The following is an 18,977-nucleotide window of genomic DNA, read 5'->3' as shown; positions in this document are numbered from 1 at the left end:
GCCGCGCGCGGGATCGACGCCGCGCGCGGCCGGTTCTTCAGAGCGAGGATGCGCCTCGCAGCATCGATAGGAGCTTTCAGCATGGATTACACCGAAACGGACAGGGTCGTGCTCGTCGACCATCCCCTCGTGAAGCACAAGATCGGCGTCCTGCGCGCCGAAGACACGCCCTCGTCGCTCTTCCGCCAGCTCGTACGCGAGCTTGCGCAGCTCGAGGCGTACGAGGCGACGCGCGACCTGCCCACGACCGCGACGGACGTCACGACGCCCATCGCGGTCGCACGGTGCGAATCCGTACGCGGTCGCGACGTCGTCATCGTTCCGATCATCCGTGCCGGCCTCGGGATGACCGAGGGCATGCTCGATCTCATCCCGACCGCCCGCGTCGGCCACCTGGGCATGTATCGCGACCCCGAGACCCATCGTCCGCATGAGTATTACGCGAACGTCCCGGAGGACGCGGCCGAGGCCGAGGTCTTCGTCGTCGATCCGATGCTCGCGACCGGCGGAAGCGCCATCGCGGCCATCGAATATCTGCGCAAAGCGGGCGTGAAGAACCTCAAGCTTCTCGTGCTCGTCGCCGTGCCCGAGGGCATCGATGCCGTGCTCGCCGCCGATCCGGACGTGGCCGTCTATACGTGCGCGATCGACGACAAGCTCAATGAAAACGCCTACATCGTGCCCGGCCTGGGCGATGCGGGCGACCGTATCTTCGGCACCTGCTAGCCGTCGCACGAAGGCATCGTCGCCGCATGCGTCATCTCGGCACGTGTCCGGGGCGCGCATGCGGCTTCGCGTAGGGGGGCGTCGTGAAATCGCATATCGAACGTCCAAGCTGGGACGAATACTTCATGCACCTCGCATTCGAGGTGTCCGGGCGCGCCACTTGCCTGCGTCGCGCGGTGGGCGCGCTTCTCGTCAAGGACCGCCGCATCCTGGCGACCGGCTACAACGGCGTTCCTACGGGCCTGCGCCACTGCGAAGAGGTCGGATGCTTGCGCGAGCGCCTCGGCGTCCCCTCCGGTCAGCGCCATGAGATCTGCCGAGGCCTGCATGCGGAGCAGAACGCCATCATCCAGGCCGCCCGCCACGGGATCAACATCCAGGGTTCGTCGATCTATATCACCACGCAGCCCTGCTCGGTCTGCACGAAGATGATCATCAACGCGGGCATCGGGGAGATCGTCTATGCCGAAGGGTATCCCGACCGGCTTTCGCTCGACCTCCTCGCCGATACCGACATCGTCGTGCGCAAGGTCGAAAGAGATTGAGCCGCTTTTCGTGCCCGAGCGTTTCGCCCGCAGTCGTTTCCGCCGTTCGAAGGACGTTTCCCTCTTTTTGCGCTTTTAGTTGCGCGGTTCCTTTCGGCTTGCTGAATATCTGATAGCATTCCGCAATGCGGCTGTAACCGAATGGTTGAGAAAAGGGGGTTGAACGCACGTCATGCCTATCGTCCTCGGGGCATTGGCCGGAGCTTTCGGCTTCGCGCCCATCTTCCTGTCGATGAGGCTTTCGCGCCGCTCGGCATCCCAAGCTGCTCTCACCATCGGCCTCTATGGGCTCGTCGGCGTCTTCGCGTCCCTCGTCGTCCTGATCGCCGGCCTGCTGGCATGCGCGTTCAACGCACGAGGCGCGCTCGTCCCCTTCGTCGTCGCGGAGGGAATCGTGTTTCTAGGCGCGACCATAGCCTATGTCGTGTATAAGAACGTCCTCGCGAAGCGCAGAACCCGTCGCGGGGAATAGGGTCGTTTTCAAGGAAGGGTCAAAGCATGGGCGAAGCTCTTGATTTGTTCGTCTCCCAGGCGCAGCACGTCTCGGAAGACTTCAATCCCACCACGGTGCTCAGCATCGGCGGATGGCACGTCACCCAGTACGTCGTCTGGCTCTTCATCGCCTTGGCCGTCACCTTCCTCGTGGTCCTTCTGGCCGCGAAGAAGATCAGGATCGTTCCGTCCAGCAAGTTCGTGAACATGGTCGAGTACGGCTACGAATTCGTGAATCGCAACATCGCCGAAGACGTCATCGGCGAAGGCTTCAAGAAGCACGTGCCGTTTCTGGCATCGCTGTTCTTCTTCATCCTGATCTGCAACATCCTGGGGCTCGTTCCCGGCTTCAAGACATCGACGGGCGCGATCTCCTGCACGTGGGCGCTGTCCATCATCTCGTTTTTGTATTTCAACATCTACGGCATCAAGACCTTCGGCCCCGTCCGCTATCTCGGCAATCTTTGCCCGAGCGGCGTTCCCGCCCTCATGGCGCCGATCATCTGGTTCCTCGAGCTTTTCTCCATGGTCATCCGCGTGCTCACGCTGGCCGTCCGACTCTACGGCAACATGCTCTCGGGCCATATGATCCTGGCCGTCTTCGGCATCGCCACCACGTCGTTCATCTACTGCGGCCTGCTCGATGCCTCCATGTCCATCGCGGCGGCGGGCACCTCGATCGTCTGGTTCGCGCTGCTCGTCCTCATGTATGCGCTCGAATGCCTGGTCGCGTTCCTTCAGGCGTTCGTGTTCGCGATTCTATCCTCGTCCTACATCGGCATGGCGATCCATCGCCACTAGGACGCGCGCCGGCAACGGCGCACCGCTTCGGTGACACGGCTGTCTTCCTTGCAGCTTGGCACATAGTTTAGGTAGAAGGTCCCAAGAAGGCTGGGACCCGTCGAAGGAGGAAATTGTGACAGAGATCACCCTTACGCTTGCCGCACTGAAGGTCGTCGGCTACGGCCTGGCCGCCATCGGCCCCGGCATCGGCATCGGCATCGCCACCTACGGTCTGTGCGTCGCCGCCGCCCGTCAGCCTGAGATGAAGGGTCAGCTCATGGGCTACTTCTTCATCGGCGCCGCCATGTCCGAGGCCCTGGCCCTGCTCGGCCTGGTTCTGTTCTTCATCGGCTAAGACGGATCTTCCGTATGGCATATACGAGAGAAGGACAGGAGGGAAGCGAATTGAAGGCATCTATCGCACAGGCGAAGGCGTTCATCGGCACCGCAGGCGTATCCGCCGCGGCCGTGGCCCTTTCGACCCCGGCGTATGCGTTCGCTGAGGAGAGCGGCGGCATCAGCGCCATCCTCCCCAAGATGAACGAGTTCATCCCGATGCTCGTCGCCTTCGTCATCCTCTGGGTCATCCTTGCCAAGTTCGGCTGGCCGGTGTTCGACCGCATGCTCGAAAAGCGCGCGACCACCATCCGCGAAGACCTGAAGAGCGCCGAAGCCGCCCGTCAGGAAAGCGAGAAGCTCCTTGCCGAATACAAGCAGCAGCTCGCCGACGCGAAGGCCGAGGCATCGAGCATCGTTGCCGAGGCGAAGAAGACCGGCGAGGCCGTGAAGGCCGATATCCAGAAGAAGGCGGCCGACGAAGCCGCCGGCATGATCGAGAAGGCCCAGGCGGCCATCGAGGCCGAGCGCAAGCAGGCCGTTTCCGACCTGCAGAAGTCCGTGGCGGACATCTCGGTGTCCGTGGCGTCCAAGCTCATCGGCACCGACCTTTCCGATGACGAGCATCGCGCGATCATCAAGCGCTACGTCGAAGAGGCAGGTAGCTTCAATGCCTCATAATCGACTGCTCGTCAAAGAAGAGATCGCGACGTATGCCGAGACGCTCTTCTCGGCCGCTTCGGCCGAGGGCCAGGAGCGCGTGTTGGCCGTGCGCGACCAGCTCGAGCAGGTCGTGTTCCTGTATCGCGGGAACGCCGATCTGCGCGATGCCTTCGATGAGATCGCCTATACGGCAGAACAGCGCCGCACCATTGCCCAGGGCGTGTTCGAAGGCTTCGATCCTCTGCTCGCAAGCGTCCTCTCGGTCATGGCCGAGCGTCAGGACTTTTCGGAACTTTCCCAGATCAACAATGCATTCGCTGCGTTGATCGACGAAAGGCTGGGTCTCGCCGTCGTCGACGTGACGACCGTCGTAGAACTCGACGACGAGCTGCGGACCCTCATTTCCGAGAAGGTCGCCGCCGACCTTGGCAAGAGCGTCGTGCTGCGCGAGCATGTCGATCCGTCCATCCTGGGCGGGATCATCATGAGCACTCAAGGTAAACGCATCGACGCGAGCATCGTCTCCAAGCTGGAGCAGGCTCGCACCGTGCTTTCGGAATCTAATGATGGAGGTGAATGCTAGTGACAGAAATCACCGCAAAGTCTATCGACGAAGCATTGCGCAAGCAGCTTGAAGACCTCGAGACGAGCGTCGATGCACGTGAGGTGGGCACGGTCGTCCAGGTGGGCGACGGTATCGCCCGCATCGATGGATTGAAGGGTGCCATGGCGGGCGAACTCCTGGAGTTCATCGGCGCCGATGGCAGAACCGTCTACGGTCTTGCGCAGAACCTCGAAGAGGAAGAGGTCGGCGCTGTCCTGATGGGCGATGTCACCGCTATTCGAGAGAACGACCAGGTCCGTACGACCGGCCGCATCATGGAGGTGCCTTCGGGCAAGAGCCTCCTCGGACGCGTCGTGAATCCGTTGGGCATGCCGATCGACGGCAAGGGCCCCATCAAGGCCGAGGGCATGCGCCCCGTCGAGTTCAAGGCCCCTGGCGTCATCCACCGCAAGCCCGTGCATGAGCCCATGCAGACGGGCATCGTCGCCGTCGACACGATGATCCCCATCGGCCGCGGCCAGCGCGAGCTCATCATCGGCGACCGCCAGACGGGCAAGACCGCCATCGCCATCGACGCGATCATCAACCAAAAGGGCAAGGACATGATCTGCATCTACGTCGCCGTGGGCCAGAAGGCTTCCACGGTGGCCAACGTGATGGAGACCCTCGAGAAGCACGGCGCCATGGAATACACGATCATCGTGTCCGCCACCGCGTCCGATTCCGCCCCGCTGCAGTACATCGCGCCTATGGCCGGCGCCGCGATGGGCGAGCATTTCGTCTACACCGGCGAGGACGGCAAGCCTGCGGGCCCCGAGAACCTGGGTCGCCACGTGCTCATCATTTATGACGACCTGTCCAAGCAGGCCGTCGCCTACCGCCAGATGTCCCTGACGCTGCACCGCCCGCCGGGACGCGAGGCGTATCCCGGCGACATCTTCTACCTGCACAGCCGCCTGCTCGAGCGCGCGGTGAAGATGAACGAGGCCAACGGCTGCGGCTCCATGACGGCTCTGCCGATCATCGAGACCCAGGCCGGCGACGTCTCCGCCTACATCCCGACCAACGTGATCTCCATCACCGACGGTCAGATCTTCCTGTCCACGGACCTGTTCTTCCAGGGCCAGCGTCCCGCCATCAACGTCGGCATCTCCGTGTCGCGCGTCGGCGGTTCCGCCCAGACGAAGGCCGTCAAGTCCCAGTCCGGCACGCTGCGCCTCGACCTCGCGTCCTATCGCGAGCTTCAGGCGTTCACGCAGTTCGGCTCCGACCTCGACAAGTCCACCCAGGACCAGCTGAACCGCGGCGCCCGCATGACCGAGCTTCTCAAGCAGGGTCGCTACATGCCGCTCGAGTTCGAGGAAGAGGCCTGCGCGGTCTACGCCGGCGGCCACGGCTACCTCGATGACGTGGCGGTCAAGGACGTCGTCCGTTTCCGCACCGAGCTTCTCGAGTACCTGCGCGCCAAGCACGCCGACGTGCTCGCCCAGATCCATGCGGATGCGAAGTTCACCGACACGACCGAAGGTGCTCTGAAAGAGGCGATCTCCTCTTTCAAGAAGCAGTTCGCGGCGTCGTAGGAAGGCGTGAGACATGCCTAACCTGCACGACATCGATAAGCGCATCAAGTCGGTTTCATCGACTAAGCAGATCACGCGCACCATGGAGATGGTGGCCGGCGCGAAAGTCAAGCATGCGACCGAACGCATCGCCGCCGCCGCGCCGTACTCCGATTCCATGGTCGAGATGCTGCAAGGTGTCGCGGAGCGCGTGCAGCCCAGCGAGAACCCGTTGCTGGAGAAGCATGAGAGCGTGAAACGCATCCTGGCGGTAGCCGTGGTTTCCGACCGCGGCCTTGCCGGGGGCTTCAACTCGAATGTTCTGCGCGCCGTCGAGAAGACCGTTCGCGCGAAGAAGTCCGAAGGAGTCGAGGTCGACATCATCGCATGCGGCAAGAAGGCCGGTGGGTTCTTCCGGTTCCGCAAGATGACGCCCGTTCTCGAGTTCAAGGACCAGTCTGCCGATCCCACGATCGAGCAGGCCGGCGAAATCGCCGACTACGCCATCAAGGCGTATGAGGAAGGCAGCATCGACGAGGTCGTCCTGATCTACAACCACAGTAAGAACGCTGCCACGCAGGTTCTCACCGAGCAGGTCATCCTTCCCGTCGATACGACGGCCGCACCTCAGGCGCACGTCCGCACGGCATCCGCCGTCGAGGAACCCGCCGAAACCGAGACCGTCCCCGCGAGCATCGAGTTCGAGCCTGAACCCGCCGACGTGCTGGCACGTCTGCTGCCCGCGTACCTGCGCACGTCGATCTACCGCGCGCTGATCGACTCCGCGGCCGGGGAGCAGGCGGCTCGCCGCAGTGCCATGCACTCGGCGACCGATAACGCCACCGAGATGGTGGAGACGTTGTCGAGGTTGTATAACCGTGTACGTCAAGGTGCCATCACCACTGAGATCAACGAGATCGTTGGTGGCGCAGCAGCTTTGGAGGAATAAATGGCTGACGAAAGAATGCTTACCAGAGAGGAGCTTGACGCCAGCAAGGGCGCTACCGGTCGCATCGTGCGCATCGTGGGCCCTGTCGTCGACGTCGAGTTCCCGGCTGATCAGCTGCCGGCGATCTATAACGCGCTGACGGTTGACGCCATCACCCCCGCCGGCGAGATGCGCGTCGTCCTGGAAGTCGAATCGATGCTTCCCGGCAATCTCGTGCGTTCCGTCGCGATGAGCTCGACCGACGGCCTGGTGCGCGGCGCCGAGGCCGTCGACACGGGCCATCCCATCATGATGCCCGTGGGCCCCGAGACCCTCGGCCGCATCTGGAACGTCATGGGCCAGCCCGTGGATGAGAAGCCGATGCCCGAGGTGTCCGGCTACATGCCCATCCACCGTCCTGCCCCCGACTACGAGTCCCTGTCGACGACGACCGAGATCTTCGAGACCGGCATCAAGGCGATCGACCTGATCGAGCCGTTCATTCGCGGCGGCAAGACGGGCCTGTTCGGCGGCGCCGGCGTCGGCAAGACCGTCATCATCCAGGAACTCATCAACAACCTCGCGCAGGAGCACAGCGGCACGTCCGTCTTCACGGGCGTCGGCGAGCGCACGCGCGAGGGCACCGACCTGTTCCTCGAGATGAGCGAATCGGGCGTCGTCGAGAAGACGTGTCTGGTCTACGGCCAGATGAACGAGCCGCCGGGAGCGCGCCTGCGCGTCGGCCTGGCCGGCCTGACCGAAGCGGAGTACTTCCGCGACCAGGGCCAGGACGTCCTGCTGTTCATCGACAACATCTTCCGCTTCACCCAGGCGGGCTCCGAAGTGTCCGCGCTGCTCGGCCGCATGCCTTCCGCAGTAGGCTACCAGCCTACGCTGGCGACCGAGATGGGCGACCTCCAGGAGCGCATCACGTCGACGACCACGGGCTCCATCACGTCCGTGCAGGCCGTCTACGTGCCCGCCGACGACCTGACCGACCCCGCGCCGGCCACGACCTTCACCCACCTGGACGCCAAGACGGTTCTGTCCCGTTCGATCGCCGAGCTGGGCATCTACCCGGCCGTCGATCCCCTGGAGTCCACCTCCCGCGCGCTCGAGCCGGCCATCGTCGGCGAAGAGCACTACCGCGTGGCGACGGGCATCCAGGAGCTGCTCCAGAACTACAAGGACCTTCAGGACATCATCGCCATCCTCGGCATGGACGAGCTGACCGAAGAGCAGAAGCTCACGGTCTCCCGCGCCCGTAAGGCCCAGCAGTTCTTCGGCCAGTGCTTCCACGTCGCGACGCAGTTCACCGGCCTGCCCGGCAAGTACGTCAAGATGGAGGACACCGTCCGTTCCTTCGCCGCCATCCTCGACGGCGAGTGCGACGAGATTCCCGAGCAGTGCTTCCGCCTGAAGGGCTCCATCGACGACGTGTACGCCGAGTACGAGGCCATGCAGAAGAGCGAGGACTGACATGCCGAAGCTAACCTGCGACATCGTGACCCCTGAAGCGAAGTGCTTCACCGACGAGGCCTTCATGGTCGTGGTACCGGGGACCGAAGGTCAGATGGGCTTCCTGTACGACCACGTGCCTCTGGTGTCGGCGCTTGCCGACGGCGTTGTCCGCGTCCAGCTCGATGAGGCCGGCTCCGTGAAGGAGTTCGACGTCGAAGGCGGCTACGTGCAGGTCACCGGCACGAAGGTCATCATCCTGGCCGACAAGGCCCAGGAGCGTACGGCCTGAGGTTTCGAAGAGGATTCCTCACGATTTCCGAAAGGGCGTCCCATCAGGGGCGCCCTTTCTCATGAGCCGACCTATCAGGCGCTATGGAGCTTCCGGAACGAGAGGGCCGTTCCCGTTTCGGAAGCGTCGGGCTGGTATCATAGGCGCGTCGAAGAATCCAAGCATATGGCACGCGTCCAGGCCGGCGAGGACGGCGGGGGAGCGTGCGCGCACGCGCATGAAGGGACTGCCATGCCGTTCGTCCACCTGCATAATCACACCGAGTATTCGATGCTCGACGGCGCCACGCACGTGAAGGACATGGTGCGTCGCGCGGCCGACCTCGATATGCCCGCCGTCGCCATCACCGACCACGGCGTGATGTGCGGCGTGCCCGAGCTGTGCGACGCCTGCGCGGCAGTCGAAAGGGAAACGGGCAAGAAGGTCAAGCCCATCTACGGCTGCGAGATCTATTTCACCGAAGATCCCGAGGTAGGCACGAAGAAGCGCTCTCCGCTCTATCACATGATCATGCTCGCCAAGAACTCCGAGGGCTATCACAATCTGCTGCATCTCGTGTCCGAGTCGCATATGGACAATTACTATTACAAGCCCCGCACGACGCTCGATATGATCAAGAAGCATGCGAAGGGCATCGTCGCGACGAGCGCCTGCATCGCCGGCATCATCCCCCGGCGTCTGCGCGAGCGCGATGTCGCGGGGGCACGGGAGTGGGCCCAGACGTTCAAGGACATCTTCGAGCCGGGGGATTTCTATATCGAGCTTCAGGATCAGGGCATTTCCACGGAAGAGGGCTTCTCCCAGCACGAGCTGAACGTGCAGCTTTCGAACCTTGCCCATGATCTGGGGCTCGAAACCATCGCCACGAACGACTTCCATTACCTGACGCGCGAAGACGCCAAGGCGCAGGACATCATGCTGTGCATCGGCACGGGGTCGAACTACGACGACGAGAACCGCATGAGGTTCGCGAACGACGAGTTCTACATGAAGACCGAGGAAGAGATGCGCGAGGCCCTGCGCGATTTCCCCGAGGCCTGCGACAACACGGTCAAGGTCGCCGAGAAATGCTCCGTGGAGCTCGAGCGCGATTCCATCCTTCCGCGTTTCCCGTTGCCCGAAGGCTACACCGAGGAGATGCTCTTCCGCGAGGAATGCGAGAAGGGGCTCATCCACCGTTACGGCAACAACGGCGAGATCACGACGATGGACGAGCTGCGCGCCGCGCGCCCCGACGTGGTCGAGCGATACGAATACGAAGCCGGCGTCATCATCCAGCAGGGATTTCCCGCCTACTTCCTCATCGTGCAGGAATACATCCGCTGGGCGAAGGACAACGGCATCGGCGTCGGTCCGGGGCGCGGGTCGGCCGCAGGTGCCATCTGCACGTACGCGATGGGCATCACTGACCTGGAACCTCTGGACAACGGGCTGCTGTTCGAACGCTTCCTGTCGCCCGAACGCGTGGAGATGCCCGATATCGACGTCGACTTCGACGATCAGCACCGCCAGGACGTCATCGACCACGTGCGCGATTTCTATGGGGCCGACCATATCGCGGGTGTCATCACGTTCGGCAAGCTGCAGGCGAAAAACGCCGTGCGCGACGCCGCGCGCGTGCTCGGACACCCCTATGGCGTGGGCGACAAGATCTGCAAGACCATCGGCGACGAGCTCGGCATCACGCTCGACGACGCTCTGGAGAACAACGTCGACCTCAAGAAGATGTACGACGACGATGCCGACACGCGCGACATCATCGATGCGGCACGTTCCATCGAGGGCAACATCCGCGGCGAGGGCGTGCATGCCTGCGCGACGATCATCTGCCGCGACCCCTTGGTCGACCACGTGCCCGTGAAGCGCGATACCAAGGGCGGCGGCATGATCACCCAGTACGACGGCCACTACACGCCTGAACTGGGCCTGCTCAAAATGGACTTCCTGGGCCTGCGCACGCTGGGCGTGCTGTCGCGCGCCTGCAAGAACGTGAAGGCGCGCCACGGTCTCGAAATCCGTCCCGACGAGATACCCATCGAAGACGCCGAGGCGTTCCGTCTCATGCGCGGCGAGATGCGCTGGGGCATGGACGGCCTGTTCCAGGTCGAAGGCGCGCTCTATGTGAGCCTGTTCAGCAGGCTTCCGCCGCGTCGGTTCTCCGATATCGTCGCCTCCATCGCGCTCAACCGTCCGGGCCCGCTCGAATCAGGCATGGTCGACGACTACGTCAAGGTGGCGAACGGCACGACCGAGATCCATTACTACGACGATCGTCTGCGCCCCATCCTGGAAGAGACCTACGGCACGATGGTCTACCAGGAGCAGATCATGCAGATCTCGATGGCTATGAGCGGGTTCTCGGCCGGCAAGGCCGACCGCCTGCGCAAGGCCATGGGCAAGAAGAAGCTGGATATCATGCGCCAGCTTCAGGCCGATTGGAACGAAGGGGCCGTCGAGAACGGCTATTCGCTCGAAATCGCGAAGCAGATCTGGGAAGACGCCGAGAAGTTCGCGAAGTACGCGTTCAACAAGTCGCATTCCGCGGCCTACGCCCTGCTCGTCATGCGCACGGCGTATCTGAAGGCGCACTATCCGTATGAATTCATGGCGGCCGTGCTTTCCAGCTACATGGGCAACGCCGATCGTCTCATCAAGTACATCTCCAGCTGCACGCATTCGGGCATTCCCGTGCTGCCGCCCGACGTGAACACGTCGAATCTCGAATTCACGCCGCTTGAGGAGGGCATCCGCTTCGGACTTGCCGGCGTGCGCGGCATCGGCGAGGCGGTGGCGCAGTCCATCATCGACGAGCGCGAGGCCAACGGCCCGTACTCGAGCCTGCACGACTTCGTGAACCGCCTGGATGCGAAATGCTATAACCGTAAAACGCTCGAAGCGCTGGTGAAGTCGGGTGCGTTCGACTCGACGGGGTACACGCGCAAGCAGCTCATGCACTTCATCGACGACACGCCGCTGCTCGAATCCGCCGCGAAGCGCCAGAAGGATCGCGATGCCGGCCAGGTGAGCATGTTCGACCTGTTCGCCGATGTGCCCGACAGCGGGTTCGACGACGACGTGCCGGCGCCGGACGGCATCGAGTGGGACAAGCGCATGCTGCTCGCCTATGAGAAGGAGATCCTCAAGATCTATGTCTCCGACCATCCCCTGCGTCCGTACGAACGGTCGCTCGAGTCGGTCACGAAGTACCACCTGGGCGACCTTGCGGAGCACAAGGGCGATATCAAGAACGCCGTGTTCGCGGGGCTCGTGGCAAGCGTCACCGTCAAGATGACGCGCAAGGGCACCAAGATGGCGAACTTCGATCTCGAAGACACGACGGGCCATATGGAGTGCGTCTGCTTCAAGTACAGCGACTTCGAAGAAGCCATCCAGGAAGACGCCATCGTCAAGATCAAGGGCCGGTTCGAGCATTCTGAGCGCGGAGACCAGATCCTCGCCTTCGAGGTGGAACGTCTGGATGTGGACAGCATGCGCGAGACGCCGAGCAACCTGCAGATCTCGCTCGCCGCTGCCGACTTCGACCAGTCCGTCGCCACGCGGCTCTACGGCATACTCGGGGACTATCCGGGCAACGATCCCGTCGTCCTATACGTGGAGCAGTCCGACGGGCGCAAGTTCCGCGCCGAGCTTCCGATCAAGGTCGATGCGGCCGATAACCTGCTTTATTCGGGCATCATGACGCTCTTCGGGCGCCCGGTGTGGAAGAGCCTGCAGGAGCAGAGGAGATAGGCGTCGTGGAACAGGTGTCGGTCCATCGTGCGGACGAAGGGCATACGTATGGCGCACGCGACGGATTCGTCGCGTGCGCCGGCATCGCGCATGCCGTCGGTGTGACGGACGTCGCACGCGATGGTTGTGCCGCCGGTGCGGTGTTCTCCGCCGCAGAAGCCTTGGAAACATCGCGGTTGTCGCGCTGCGTGGCTCTCGGCGTCGCCTATGACGGAGCGCCCTTCGCAGGGTTCGCGCGCCAGGCCGAAAGCCATGTGACGACGGTGCAGGGAGAACTCGAACGGGTGCTGTCCGTGCTCTACCGTCGCGCCGTCGACACGGTGTGCGCCGGACGTACCGATGCCGGCGTGCATGCGCTCGGTCAGGTCGTGAGCTTCGACCTGACCGAAGAGGAATTCGCGAGCCGTCCTTTGCGGACGCTCATGAAATCCATGAATGCGCTGGTGGACGAACGCATCACCGTCACATGCGCCGAAGAGCGTCCTGCAGGGTTCTCCGCGCGCTTCGACGCGACGTCGCGGGAGTACCGCTATTTCATCGCCACGGGCAACGCGCGTCCCGTGCTCATCGCGCGCAGCGTCTGGCATCTGCGCGGCGCTCCGCTCGATGTCGACGCCATGAACACTGCGGCGCGGTTCCTGGTGGGCGAGCATGATTTCAAGAGCTTCTGCGTCGCCTCGTCCGCCTTGCATCTGGAAGGGGAGGGGCGGTCGACCTGCCGACGCGTCATCGAGGCGGACGTGCGCTCGACGCACGTGATGGGCACGCCCGTCGTCGAGGTCCGCATCGTCGGCAATGCCTTCCTGCATTCGATGATCCGCATCATCGTCGGAACGCTCGTCGCCGTGGGACAGGGAAGGCGTGATGCGTCCTGGGTCGCCGACGTGCTCGCGGCGCGCGACCGCACGGCCGCGGGCGAGACGGCTCCGGCATGCGGCTTGACGTTCTGGAGCGTCAGGTACTAGATGCCGAACGCCAGGGAATCGACGTGTCTCGATAGGATGCTCGAATCCCGGCGCATAGAGGGGCATTGGATGCCGAACGCCAGGGGATCGGCGCGTTTTCGAGATGCGCGGCATGGGTAACGGGTCTCACCAGCATCTCGCATGCCGGCCCTCCCTGCGTTCGCCCTAGGGATACGGTCGCATGCCTTTCATCGCGCCATCTCCATGGAGACTCCTCGATCCATCGGGGCGAACAGCCGTTTGCCACCGTTTTGTTACTTTTTTCGAAAGAAAAAACTCCCGATGGAATCTCCTCGCTAGAATAACGCGTCATAGTTTCGGAAGGCGTCGCATCCGACTCGTGCGGAGGACGCGTGTTTCGCGAAGCCGCCTGCAAGGGCGGCGAGCAAGGAGAGAAAATGGCGGATTCGACTCAGACCCGATCCACGTGGTCGGGCAAATGGATGTTCATCCTGGCGGCTGCGGCATCGGCGGTCGGCCTGGGCAATATGTGGCGCTTCCCGTATCTTGCGGCCAAGTACGGCGGAGGCATGTTCCTTCTCACCTATGTCGTGCTCGTCTTCACGTTCGGCGTATCGATGCTGATTCTCGAAATCTCGCTCGGTCGCCGCACGAAGCTGTCGGCGATCGGCGCCTTCTCCCATTTCGGGCGTAAGTACCTGCCCATCGGCATCCTGGCGTCCCTCGTGCCCTTCATCATCACGCCGTACTACAGCATCATCGGCGGCTGGGTGACCAAATACGCGTTCGCCTATATCGCCGAGCCGTCCGCCGTCACCGGCGACGGATATTTCGCAGGGTTCATCACGAGTCCCGTGTCGAGCTTCGTGTTCATGGCGATCTTCATGGCGGCTACCTTCATCGTCGTCGCGCTCGGCGTCAAAGGCGGCATCGAGAAGGCCAATCTCGTCATGATGCCTGCGCTCATCGTCATGGCCATCGCGCTGTCCGTCTACACGCTGACCCTTCCCGGCGCGATCGACGGACTGCTGTACTATGTCACCCCTGACTTCTCCAAGTTCTCTCCCGAGCTGCTCATCGGCGCGCTCGGCCAGATGTTCTACAGCCTGTCGCTTGCCATGGGCATCATGATCACCTACGGCAGCTACCTTGAGAAGAAGGAGGACATCGTCCAGTCCTCCGCGCGCATCGCGGGCTTCGACTTGCTCGTATCCTTCCTTGCAGGCCTCATGATCGTCCCGACCTCGTTCGTCGCCCTCGGCGGCGGCGATGCGGTTGCGGAAAAGGCCGGTCCGAGCCTGATGTTCGGCACGCTGCCCCAGCTGTTCGACAGCCTGGGCGCCGCCGGCCAGGTGGTCGGGCTCGTGTTCTTCCTGCTCGTGCTCTTCGCGGCGCTGACGAGCGCCATCTCGCTCGTCGAGGCGTGCACCTCCATCGTGCATGACGCCACGCATTGGACCCGCACGAAGTCGATGGTCGTGACGATGGTCGCCATCTTCCTCGGAGGCATCTTCATCAACCTCGGCTACAACCACCTGTCCTTCATCCAGCCGCTCGGCGAAGGCTCGTCCATCCTCGATCTGGCCGACTTCCTTTCCAACTCGGTCATCATGCCGATCGTCGCGCTGTTCACATGCCTGCTGGTCGGTTGGTTCGTGAAGCCCCAGCAGTTCATCGAGGAGATCAAGGACGGCAGCGCGTTCAAGGCTGCCGGCGCTTGGACCGTCATGATCAAGTACATCGCGCCGGTGCTGGTGGCCATCATCCTCGTTGCATACGTCGGTATGCAGTTCGGCCTCTTCAGCGTCTAGGCACCTGCGGGGTGCACTGCGCGCGATACGGGCGTTCGGACGATCTTCTTTCGGCGTCTAGACGTGTGTAGGACTCATTGCGCGCGATGCTCGGATTGCTTCACGTCGCCTCGAAGGGCTGTGTCGGATCGGTTCCGACGCAGCCCTTTTTGCATGAAGATCAGGATTCTCAGGAAGAACCCGTGGCACCCATCGCGCCGGATCGGTTCCGATGCAGCCCTTTTTGCATGCGGGAGGAAGGGATCGACAAATGGCAACGGCAAGCTTGTACGACCTGTGTCTGAAGCGCGATGCGGTGAACGCTGCGAACATGGACGTGCCGCTAACTTTCGGAACGGAAAGGGAATCGGTGCGCGGACTGCGGCGTTCAGGGCACCCAAAGCCTGGGATCATCCAAAGCTTCAGGTCATTCAATGCTTCGGACCGTCCAAGGCTTCGGGACGCCCAATGTTTCGGGTCGTTCAAGATTTTAGGTCGCCCAAGGCTTCTGACCACACAAGGCTTCAAATCGCCCAAATCTCCGGGTTCCAAGCTTCGCTCATGAAAAATAGCAAGAAAAAAAGGGGTATAGCCCCTTTTCGACCATCGAATTCGATGCCGATGTCAAAAAATCGCTGCTTAGAGAATCTTGTGCATCATTTAGAATCTTGTGCATCATTTTTGTTGCATTCACAACGAAACTGCCCCTAATCAAGCATCATTTCGTTGCAATAACAACATATGGACTGAAAATATACCCCTATAGGGTATACTAAACGTCGATTTTTTGGCATTAAGGAAGGGTTTGACTTACGGCCTTCGGCGGCATTCGCTTGCATGTCCGGCCGACATGTCAGGCTCTTGGGCATGCGCCCGCGATTCCGAGCGTGCTCGCCCGTATGCGCGGACGGAGTCATATCTGGTTGTCTTCTCGGTCGATTCGCGGGTTTTCCGGGAAGCCAGGTGCGTCGAGGCCTCTGGCAGGACGGCGATGGTCCCCGCATGCGATAAGGATGGGAAGTCCGGGTTCGTTGCGGCTCCAGACCCGAATGTGATGAAATCTTAAATAAGAATCATTCTCACTTGAAGAATTCAAAGAATGCTATATAAACAATACCAGTAACTGTTACTGATAAGGATTGATTGAATTGAGGTACAGCAGACAGAGAGAGGCCATTCGCGCATGCGTCATGGACCGGTCGGACCACCCCACCGCCCAGGACGTATACCGGGAAGTGCTCGAAACATTTCCCCGCATCAGCGTCGGCACGGTGTATCGCAACCTCATGCAGCTTGCGGATGCGGGAGAAATCAGGCTCGTGGACGTAGGGGACGGAACCTCGCGATTCGATTGCAACGCCGACGACCATCAGCACTTCAAATGCACGGAGTGCGGTCGGATCTTCGATGTCTCCTCGATCGAGCCTCAGGCTCTTGAGGATGCGCTCGGGGCTTCGGTTCCCGGCATGCCTTCGTCCTTCGCGCTCACGGTCTACGGGGTGTGCGACGAATGCTTCAAGGAAAGCAAGGATTAGATGCGGGGATGCCTGCGCATGAGATGCAGGGGAGCTCGCATATGAGATGCGGGGCATCGTCCCGCAGGAAAGGAACCATCATGTTGAACGAAAAGCTGAACGTCCTGCTCGCCGACTGGGCCGTCGCCCATCGTAAGCTTCAGAACCTTCACTGGTACGTCAAGGGCCACGCGTTCTTCCAGGCCCATGTCAAACTCGAGGAATTCTACGACGAGGCCAACGAAGCGGTCGATTCCGTGGCCGAGCTCATCCTCATGAACGGCGGCAAGCCGCTCGCCTCGATGAAGGAATACCTCGATGCCTCCAACGTCGTGGAACGCGAATCCGACTTCATCTCCGTCAACGATGCCATGACGCAGGCCAAGGCAGATTACGAACTCATCCTTGCAGATGTCAAGGCCGTCAAGGATGCTGCTGACGAAGAGGGCAACGCGCTCGTTTCCGCCGCCATGGACGATCATATCGCCCAGCTTTCCAAGCATCTGTGGATGCTCGGCCAGTCCGAGCGATAGGAAGCCTCCTTTACGCTTCGCGCTTTCTGTCCGTAAACAGCATATAGCCAGGACAAGACATACATTGGCTTACGCAGGAGATCCGGGATGACCGTTCGTTCCGGATCTCCTGCTGTGCGACGAAAGAGCGAGACGCTCGCAAAGCGTTCGGGGCAGCCCTCGACATTGCGACGATGCTGCCGTATCCGATGCCGCATCCGTCACCGACGACGGCGCTCCGATGGCGGCATGCGCGGTCCGGGGTCGTCCGCATATGGGCGGACGACAGTCTTTCATACTCGGCTGTTACATCTAACGTGTAAGGGGTCGTTCGTATATGGGCGGGGCCGTTGAGCTGCTGCATCCCGACAAGCACCCCGGCAAAGGGTCGTCCGTGCATGGGCGGAGCCGTCCCAAGGATGCATCCGACATGTCGCATCCGACGACGGCGGCATGCGCCCTATCGACTTCGCTTCGCGCCCGATGCGTCGAAGCCGGCATAGTGGCCGGCTTCGCAGACGAATGCGTCGGCATCGCGGCCGGTATCGCTGATGAACGCGCGATGCCGATCACGCCCACTTCAAAAACGCGCGATAGCCCTTGAGCGCCTCGTACAGGTCGGCCTTGTCGACCACTTCCCACGGCGCGTGCATGTTCAGCACGGGCACGCCGCAGTCGATGACTTCCATGCCGTACTGGGCCAGGATGTAGGCGATGGTCCCGCCGCCGCCCACATCGACCTTTCCCAGCTCGGCGGTTTGGAATGCCGCGCCGCCCTTCTCCATGACCGCACGGATGCGCGCCATGTACTCGGCGTTCGCGTCATTCGAGCCCGCCTTGCCGCGGCTGCCGGTGAATTTGTTGAAGACGACGCCGCGCCCGAGGAAGGCGGCGTTCTTCTCTTCGAAGGCCGAGGCGTACGTCGGGTCGAATCCGGCGGACACGTCGGAAGACAGCATGCTCGAGCGCGCAAGGCAGCGACGCAGCGCCAGATCGCCCGGTTCGCCTGCGAGCGCGAGGATCTCGGCCATCGTGTTCTCGAAGAACAGCGACGTCATGCCCGTGGCCCCCACGCTGCCGATCTCTTCCTTATCCACGAGCAGGCAGACGCCGGTGCGCTCCAGGTCTTCCGCCTCGAGCTGCGCGACGAGCGAAGGGAACGAACAGGAGCGGTCGTCATGACCGTAGCCGAGGATCATTGACCGGTCGAACCCGAGATCGCGCGCCGCGCCGGCAGGGACCACTTCAAGCTCGGAGGAGAGGAAGTCCTCCTCTTCCATGCCGTACTTCTGCGCGAGCAGATCGAGCAGGAACGCCTTCACCGGCTCTTTCTCGGCGAGCTTCGCGAGCGTCTCGTCTTCCTCGTCCTCGCCGGCTGCGTCGGCTTTCGATGCCGGCACATCTTCGATCTCGCCCTTCTTCGCCGGTCGTCCGCCGACGAGCACGTCGAGCGCCTCGCCGTCGATCACCTTCGCCGCGTTCTTCTGCAGCTGCTCCTGCGAGAGGTGGATGAGCAGGTCGGTTACGCAGAAGACGGGATCGCCCGCGTCCTCGCCCACGTCGACGCGCTCGACCGAGCCGTCCTTCTTCGCAATGACGCCATGGATGGCCAGCGGAATCGTGACCCACTGGTACTTCTTGATGCCGCCGTAGTAGTGCGTGTCGAGCAAGGCGAGCTCGCACGCTTCGTACAGCGGGTTCTGCTTGACGTCGAGGCGTGGGCTGTCGATGTGCGCGCCCAGGATGTTGAGGCCCTCGGATAAGGGGCGCGCTCCGATGTGCGCGAGCAGGACGCTCTTGCCGTAATTGGCAGCGTACACCTTGTCGCCCGGCTTGAGGCTGCCGCGCTCAAGCGCCTCGTCGAGCGAAACGTATCCGGCGGCGCGCGCCATGTCGATCGCGGTCGCGGCGCATTCGCGCTCGGTCTTGTTCTCGCTGATGAACATACGGTACCGTTCGGCGAAATCGAATGCTTCGCCGCGCGCGGCCTCGTCGTATGCCAGCCATGCGTTCGTGCGTTTCATAGAACCTTCCTTCTTACGGCGTACGTGGCGAAATGCCGTTGATTGCTGACATTATGGCGCAACGGGGAACCCCTTGCGTATAATGGTCGGCCACATACCGTGAACCACCAGAAA

General features: G+C 62.2%; 17 protein-coding genes. 16 read left to right on the top strand and 1 reads right to left on the bottom strand.

The annotated features are described in order from the left end of the window. Positions 1-81 precede the first annotated feature (81 nt). From upp to HMPREF0762_RS03675, 16 genes are all read left to right on the top strand, one after another. Positions 82-726 carry a uracil phosphoribosyltransferase gene (gene upp / locus HMPREF0762_RS03750; RefSeq protein WP_006362115.1) on the top strand — a complete coding sequence of 215 codons (645 nt, stop codon included), beginning with the start codon at positions 82-84 and terminating at the stop codon, positions 724-726. 83 nt (positions 727-809) lie between these two features. Beyond that, positions 810-1,271 carry a deoxycytidylate deaminase gene (locus HMPREF0762_RS03745; RefSeq protein ID WP_009076873.1) on the top strand — a complete coding sequence of 154 codons (462 nt, stop codon included), beginning with the start codon at positions 810-812 and terminating at the stop codon, positions 1,269-1,271. A gap of 172 nt (positions 1,272-1,443) precedes the next feature. Further along, on the top strand, positions 1,444-1,743 hold the full coding sequence (locus HMPREF0762_RS03740) for a hypothetical protein (RefSeq protein ID WP_006362112.1): 300 nt from the start codon (positions 1,444-1,446) through the stop codon (positions 1,741-1,743). Between the two features lie 26 nt (positions 1,744-1,769). Beyond that, positions 1,770-2,564 (top strand): F0F1 ATP synthase subunit A, encoded by a 795-nt coding sequence (gene atpB, locus HMPREF0762_RS03735; RefSeq protein WP_006362111.1) that lies wholly within the window; start codon positions 1,770-1,772, stop codon positions 2,562-2,564. Positions 2,565-2,679: 115 nt separating this feature from the next. Then, the gene (gene atpE, locus HMPREF0762_RS03730; protein WP_006362110.1) at positions 2,680-2,901 is read left to right on the top strand and encodes an ATP synthase F0 subunit C; all 222 of its coding nucleotides are present in this window, start codon (positions 2,680-2,682) and stop codon (positions 2,899-2,901) included. Positions 2,902-2,915: 14 nt separating this feature from the next. After that, complete coding sequence (gene atpF / locus HMPREF0762_RS03725) at positions 2,916-3,563, top strand: F0F1 ATP synthase subunit B (RefSeq protein ID WP_006362109.1); 648 nt, start codon at positions 2,916-2,918, stop codon at positions 3,561-3,563. After that, positions 3,553-4,128, top strand: coding sequence for an ATP synthase F1 subunit delta (gene atpH, locus HMPREF0762_RS03720; RefSeq protein ID WP_006362108.1), 576 nt, complete (start codon positions 3,553-3,555; stop codon positions 4,126-4,128). The genes atpF and atpH overlap by 11 nt, the downstream gene beginning before the upstream one ends. Next, the gene (gene atpA / locus HMPREF0762_RS03715) at positions 4,122-5,690 is read left to right on the top strand and encodes a F0F1 ATP synthase subunit alpha (protein ID WP_006362107.1); all 1,569 of its coding nucleotides are present in this window, start codon (positions 4,122-4,124) and stop codon (positions 5,688-5,690) included. Before atpH ends, atpA begins: the two co-directional genes overlap by 7 nt. 13 nt (positions 5,691-5,703) lie before the next feature. Further along, positions 5,704-6,618: an ATP synthase F1 subunit gamma gene (gene atpG / locus HMPREF0762_RS03710; RefSeq protein WP_006362106.1), complete on the top strand. Its 915-nt coding sequence runs from the start codon at positions 5,704-5,706 to the stop codon at positions 6,616-6,618. Then, positions 6,619-8,076, top strand: a complete 1,458-nt coding sequence (atpD, locus tag HMPREF0762_RS03705) for a F0F1 ATP synthase subunit beta (protein ID WP_006362105.1) — start codon at positions 6,619-6,621, stop codon at positions 8,074-8,076. Position 8,077: 1 nt separating this feature from the next. Next, complete coding sequence (gene atpC / locus HMPREF0762_RS03700) at positions 8,078-8,347, top strand: ATP synthase F1 subunit epsilon (RefSeq protein WP_006362104.1); 270 nt, start codon at positions 8,078-8,080, stop codon at positions 8,345-8,347. 231 nt (positions 8,348-8,578) lie between these two features. Continuing rightward, entirely contained in the window at positions 8,579-12,097 is a 3,519-nt protein-coding gene (gene dnaE, locus HMPREF0762_RS03695; protein WP_040619249.1) for a DNA polymerase III subunit alpha, read from the top strand. 5 nt (positions 12,098-12,102) lie between these two features. Beyond that, complete coding sequence (gene truA, locus HMPREF0762_RS03690) at positions 12,103-13,062, top strand: tRNA pseudouridine(38-40) synthase TruA (protein WP_115314205.1); 960 nt, start codon at positions 12,103-12,105, stop codon at positions 13,060-13,062. Between the two features lie 398 nt (positions 13,063-13,460). Next, positions 13,461-14,834 (top strand): sodium-dependent transporter, encoded by a 1,374-nt coding sequence (locus HMPREF0762_RS03685; protein ID WP_040618988.1) that lies wholly within the window; start codon positions 13,461-13,463, stop codon positions 14,832-14,834. Positions 14,835-15,961: 1,127 nt separating this feature from the next. Continuing rightward, on the top strand, positions 15,962-16,348 hold the full coding sequence (locus HMPREF0762_RS03680; protein WP_084779346.1) for a Fur family transcriptional regulator: 387 nt from the start codon (positions 15,962-15,964) through the stop codon (positions 16,346-16,348). Positions 16,349-16,428: 80 nt separating this feature from the next. Continuing rightward, positions 16,429-16,860, top strand: a complete 432-nt coding sequence (locus tag HMPREF0762_RS03675) for a Dps family protein (RefSeq protein WP_040619246.1) — start codon at positions 16,429-16,431, stop codon at positions 16,858-16,860. Between the two features lie 548 nt (positions 16,861-17,408). On the opposite strand, the gene HMPREF0762_RS03665 is transcribed toward HMPREF0762_RS03675, so the two are convergent. After that, positions 17,409-18,863 carry an aminopeptidase gene (locus HMPREF0762_RS03665; RefSeq protein ID WP_006362088.1) on the bottom strand — a complete coding sequence of 485 codons (1,455 nt, stop codon included), beginning with the start codon at positions 18,861-18,863 and terminating at the stop codon, positions 17,409-17,411. Positions 18,864-18,977: the final 114 nt, after the last annotated feature.

It is taken from the genome of Slackia exigua ATCC 700122 (assembly GCF_000162875.1).
GTDB lineage: Bacteria > Actinomycetota > Coriobacteriia > Coriobacteriales > Eggerthellaceae > Slackia > Slackia exigua.
Note: the sequence above shows the minus strand (reverse complement) of the source record. Positions and strands in the feature narration are given on the sequence as shown.